Source organism: Kitasatospora sp. NPDC001539, assembly GCF_040298565.1.
Classification (GTDB): domain Bacteria; phylum Actinomycetota; class Actinomycetes; order Streptomycetales; family Streptomycetaceae; genus Kitasatospora.
Map to the genome: position 1 here is coordinate 1 of NZ_JBEPAK010000377.1, position 4,559 is coordinate 4,559.

2 protein-coding genes are annotated in these 4,559 nt (G+C 72.0%); one reads left to right on the plus strand and one right to left on the minus strand.

The window, feature by feature from the left end; genetic code table 11:
* Nucleotides 1–108: 108 nt before the first annotated feature.
* Nucleotides 109–1,365: a phosphoserine phosphatase SerB gene (gene serB, locus ABT247_RS31950; protein ID WP_350749743.1), complete on the minus strand. Its 1,257-nt coding sequence runs from the start codon at nucleotides 1,363–1,365 to the stop codon at nucleotides 109–111.
* A gap of 223 nt (nucleotides 1,366–1,588) precedes the next feature.
* Between serB and ABT247_RS31955 the strand changes: the two genes are divergently transcribed.
* Entirely contained in the window at nucleotides 1,589–4,186 is a 2,598-nt protein-coding gene (locus ABT247_RS31955; protein ID WP_350749745.1) for an FHA domain-containing protein, read from the plus strand.
* The last annotated feature ends 373 nt before the right edge of the window (nucleotides 4,187–4,559 follow it).

The following is a 4,559-nucleotide window of genomic DNA, read 5'->3' on the forward strand; positions in this document are numbered from 1 at the left end:
GGGGGCGGGCTCTGTTCACGACCCACCCCCCGTGGCTTTGCCGGGGGGTGACTCCGGGGGGGGGGGGGGGGTGGGGCCCCCCCCGCCCCTCGTTCACGTCCGCAGAGCTCACTCGGTCGGGGTGCCGGCGCGCACGTCGGCCGCCTCGACCTCCTCGCGGGTGATGCCCAGCAGGTAGAGCACGGTGTCCAGGAACGGCACGTTCACCGCCGTGTGGGCCGCCTCGCGCACCACCGGCTTGGCGTTGAACGCCACCCCGAGACCGGCCGCGTTCAGCATGTCGAGGTCGTTGGCGCCGTCCCCGATCGCCACCGTCTGCTCCAGCGGCACCTTCGCCTGCTCGGCGAAACGGGCCAGCCAGCGGGCCTTGCCGGCCCGGTCCACGATCTCGCCGACCACCCGGCCGGTGAACTTCCCGTCCACCACCTCCAGGGTGTTGGCCGCCGCGAAGTCCAGCCCCAGCAGCTCCACCAGGTGGTCGGTCACCTGGGTGAACCCGCCGGAGACCACCGCCACCTGGAAGCCCAGCCGCTGGAGCGTACGGATCAGGGTGCGCGCACCCGGGGTGAGCCGGACCTCGGCGCGGACCTTGTCGGTCACCGACGCGTCCAGCCCCGCCAGCAGCGCCACCCGGGCGCGCAGCGACTCGGCGAAGTCCAGCTCCCCGCGCATCGCCGCCGCCGTCACCTCGGCGACCTTCTCCTCGCAGCCCGCGTGGGCGGCGAACAGCTCGATCACCTCGTCCTGGATGAGCGTGGAGTCCACGTCCATCACCACCAGGCGCTTCGCCCGGCGCTCCAACCCGGCCGCCACCACCGCGACGTCCACCCGCTGGGCGGCCGCCTCCTGGGCCAGCTCGGCCCGCAACTCCTCGGTGGCCACGCCGGAGACGGCCAGCTCGACCGCCGTCACCGGGTACTTGGCGAGTCGGCAGACACGGTCGATGTTGCCGCCGGCCGCGGTGATCCGGGAGGTCAGCGCGGAGACGGCGGAGGCCGTCAGCGGGTTGCCGAGCACCGTCACGTGCGAACGGCCCTCGCGGCGCGGCCGGTTGTCGCCGATGCCGGAGAGGATCTCGGCCTGGAGCTTCTGCTCGTCCGCCCAGCGGTGCACGGTGGCCCGCAGGCCGCCCTCGGCACCGGGCGCGGAGGGCGGGGTGACCAGGGCGCACAGCGTGATGCGGCCACGGGTGACGACCTGCTCGATGTCGATCACGTCGACGCCGAAGCCGGCCAGGGTGGCGAAGAGGCCGGCGGTGATGCCGGGGCGGTCCTTGCCGAACACCTTGACGAGCAGGGTGCGCTCGTCCGCGGTCCGGGGCTGGGCGGCGGGGAGGGGCTCAGCGGCCAGGGGCGATGCGTTCATGGTGAGTCCCACGCTACCCGTCGGCCGCGGCGCGACGGGCACCCGTCCACCTCCCGGGACACCGGTGCACCCCGGTCCGGTAGCAGCCTGGTCACAGTCACCCGGGGTGACTTTCACCGGCGGACGGCGGGCTGGAATGATTCCCCCCGTCAGTCAGAGGAACAGCGCACCCCCGGCCGGGGGCCACAATTCGGGGGAACCGAGAGAGCGGGGCAGGCGAGCAGTGCCGCAACTCGTCATTGAGATCAACGGACAGCAGCGGACCCTCGAGCCCGGGCGGTCCTACACCATCGGGCGCAACCCGCAGTCGGACTTCACGTTCGACGACGCCAGGGTGTCCTGGCAGCACGGGACCATCAGCTTCAACGGCAGCGGCTGGCTGCTGGACGACCACGGCAGCACCAACGGCACGTACGTGGCCGGCGCCCGCACCCTGCAGGCCCAGCTGTACCCCGGCGCCGTGGTGAACCTGGGCAACCCGGAGAACGGCCCCCGGCTCGCCTTCTCGGCGCCCGTCGCCGCGCCCGCCCCGCAGCCCTCCCCGGTGCACGACGCCGCCACCGCCCGCGGCCCCGTCCCGACGCCGCACCCGGCCGCGCCGCAGCCGGCCTGGCCGGGGCAGGACCCGTACCAGCAGCAGGCCTGGCCGGGCCAGCAGCCGCCGCCGCAGCAGTACGTGCCGCAGCAGCAGTACGCCCCCCAGCCGCAGCACGCGCCGCAGCCCCAGCCGCAGCACGGCGGATTCCCGCAGCAGCAGGGCTTCCAGCCGGCGCCGCAGCACGGCGACGGCGGCGGCCCGCAGCCCACGGTGATCCGCAACCTGACGGCCGGCATGCGCACCGTCAGGATCGGCCGTGCGCTGGACAACGACATCGTGGTGTCCGACCTCCAGGTCTCCCGCCACCACGCCGAGCTGCGCCAGCTGCCGGACGGCCGCTACGAGATCGTCGACCTCGGCAGCCACAACGGCATCTTCCTCAACGGACAGCGGGTCCAGCGCCAGCTGATGGGGCCGCAGGACCGGCTGACCGTCGGCCACTCGAGCTTCGTCCTGGTCGGCGACCAGCTGCAGGAGTTCGTCGACACCGGCGCGGTCTCCTTCTCCGCCCGCCACCTCACCGTCGAGGTCGAGCACAAGGGCGCCAAGAAGATCCTGCTCAACGACGTCAGCTTCGGCGTCCCGGAGAAGTCCCTGGTCGCCGTCATCGGCCCGTCCGGCTCCGGCAAGTCGACCCTGCTGCGCGCCCTCACCGGCTACCGCCCGGCCGACCGCGGCGAGGTGCTGTACGACGGCCGGAACCTCTACAAGCAGTTCGCCGAACTCCGCTCCCGCATCGGCCTGGTGCCGCAGTCGGAGATCCTGCACCGCGAGCTGACCGTCCGCACCGGCCTCAAGTACGCGGCCCGGCTGCGCTTCCCCGGCGACACCGAGGCCAGCGAGCGCGCGGCCCGGATCGACGAGGTGCTCTACGAGCTGCGCCTGGACAAGCGCGCCGACAACAAGATCACCGCACTCTCCGGCGGCCAGCAGAAGCGCGTCTCGGTCGCCCTGGAACTGCTCACCAAGCCCTCGCTGATCTTCCTGGACGAGCCCACCTCGGGCCTCGACCCGGGCATGGACCGCGAGGTCATGCAGATGCTGCGCGGCCTGGCCGACGACGGCCGCACGATCCTGGTCGTCACCCACTCGGTGGCCGAACTGGCCCTGTGCGACCGGCTGCTGGTGATGGCGCCGGGCGGCTCGGTGGCCTACTTCGGCCCGCCGGACGAGGCGCTGCACTTCTTCGGGTACGAGACCTGGGCGGACGTCTTCCAGGCCTTCGAGAACTACCCGGACCACGACTGGGCCGGCCGCTACCGCGGGTCCGTGCACTACCAGCAGTACTCCGCCCCGACCGTCGAGGCGGGCGAGGTGCAGCACGCCCAGGTCTCCCAGGAGGCGATCCGCCCGCCCAAGCCGCAGAGCTGGGGCTCGCAGCTGTGGACCCTGATGCGCCGCTACATGTCGGTGCTCGCATCGGACCGCGGCTTCCTGGCACTGTCCGTGCTGCTGCCGGCGGTGATCGGCGCGGTCAGCGTGCTCATCCCCAACGAACCGGGGCTCGCACCCAACCCGAAGACCCAGCTCCACCTCAACAACGGGGCCGCGACGATCCTGCTGATCCTGGCGATCGGCGCCTGCTTCTCCGGGGCGGCCAACTCCGTCCGAGAGTTGATCAAGGAGCGGGCGATCTACGAGCGAGAACGGGCCACCGGCCTGTCCCGCTCGGCGTACATGATGTCCAAGATCATCGTGCTGGGCATCTTCTCGGTGATCCAGGGCGCGATCATCTCCGCCGTCGGCTTCCTGCCGCGCAAGCTCCCCGAGCACGGCCTGCTGGTCCAGAACACCCCGATCATCGAGATGACGATCGGCATGATCCTGCTGAGCTTCGCCGCGATGATGTTCGGCCTGATGATCTCCGCGCTCGTCAAGACCGCCGAGAAGACCATGCCGCTGCTGGTCATGTTCGCCATCGTCCAGGTCGTCTTCACCGGCTGCCTCTTCCAGATCTTCGGCAAGCCCGGCCTGGAGCAGGTCGCCTGGCTGATGCCCGCCCGCTGGGGCACCGGCATCGTCTCCACCACGCTCGACCTGTCGCACCTGATGGGCCCCTGGAACAAGGACTTCCAGAACCCCGAGTACGACCCGCTGTGGACGCACTCCGTCGCCCAGTGGTCGATCGACGCCGGCGTGCTGATCGCCATCTCCGTCGTGATCGGCGTGATCGTGACCCGGCTGCAGCGCCGGCACGAGCCCGAGGTCATGCAGAAGGGCTGACGGCCGACCGGGCCACAGGGCGCTCTTCCCACCTGGGGGAGCGCCCTGCTGTTAGTCGCCCGCTCGCCTCCGGGGCGCTCTGCTACTCGCCCGCTCGCCTCCGGGGCGCTCTGCTACTCGCCCGCTCGCCTCCGGGGCGCTCTTGTCCGGTGCCGACGGTCGGCGCTCCAAGGCCCCTCGTCCCTCGGGGCCTCCCTGCTACTCGCCCGCTCGCCTCCGGGGCGCTCTTGTCCGGTGCCGACGGTCGGCGCTCCAAGGCCCTCGTTCCTCGGGCCTCCTCGCTTCTTCCTTTCGGCACCGGCGCGCCCCTTCGACTCGGGGCGGGGGTGGCCAATCAGCAAAGGGGGGGACGGTAGGGACGGGGGCGGGGGGC

Excerpts from the sequence above, each read along its gene's own strand:
- serB (WP_350749743.1), bottom strand. The coding sequence starts at position 1,365 with ATGAACGCATCGCCCCTGGCCGCTGAGCCCCTCCCCGCCGCCCAGCCC.